Here is a 757-nt window from a genome sequence, read left to right as displayed (position 1 = left end):
ACAGCGTCACGATGTCGCCGTCCTTCACGACCGTCGCGAGCCCCGCTTCGTCGAGCCGCACTTCCTGCACGGAACGCGGCGCGGCGCCGTCGGCCGGGTTCACCCGTTCGATCATCACGCGGTCGAGGCTCGTGAGCGCGGTGACGCCGCCCGCGTCGTCGAGCAGCTCGCGCAACGTTTCGCTCGTCTTGCGCAGCTCGTAGATGCCGGGCGCGTCGAGCGCGCCCGTCAGCGCGATGCGCGGCCCGGCGGGCGGAATGACGATGACGTCGCCCGGCAGCAGATGGACATCGTCCTTCACCGCGCCGCGCGTGAGAAAGCCGTAGACGTCGAGCGCGGCGATCTGCCGGCCATTGCGATACAGCGCCACCGCGCGCATCGAGCCGTTGAACGCGGGGCCGCCGCTCGCGAACAACGCGCCGATGATCGTCGACGTGCCGGGCACCGTGTAGCTGCCGGGCGACATCGCCTTGCCGACGACATACACCGGGATCGATCGCAGACGCCCGAGCGCCGCATTCACGTTGAAATCCGTGAAATATCGGCCAAGCCCGCCGCGCAGCAGCGAATCGAGCTCGGACGCGCGCGCGCCCGCCACCGTCACGACACCGACGCCCGGAATGCTCACCTGACCGTTGCGGTCGACGACGAGGCGCTGATCGCCCGCGACGCCGCCCCACGCGTGCAGCAGCACTTCGTCGCCGGGGCCGAGCACGTAATCGTCGGGAACCGGAACGTTGTCGAGCGACCGGTAGGT

1 protein-coding gene is annotated in these 757 nt (G+C 69.9%); it reads right to left on the bottom strand.

Annotated elements, in window-relative coordinates; genetic code table 11:
* Nucleotides 1-757, bottom strand: a 757-nt coding sequence (locus J5M67_RS27275; protein ID WP_207888524.1) for a polysaccharide biosynthesis/export family protein, incomplete at both ends; no start/stop codon positions are given.

Source organism: Pseudomonas sp. 30_B (assembly GCF_017491605.1).
GTDB lineage: Bacteria > Pseudomonadota > Gammaproteobacteria > Pseudomonadales > Pseudomonadaceae > Pseudomonas.
Note: the sequence above shows the minus strand (reverse complement) of the source record. Positions and strands in the feature narration are given on the sequence as shown.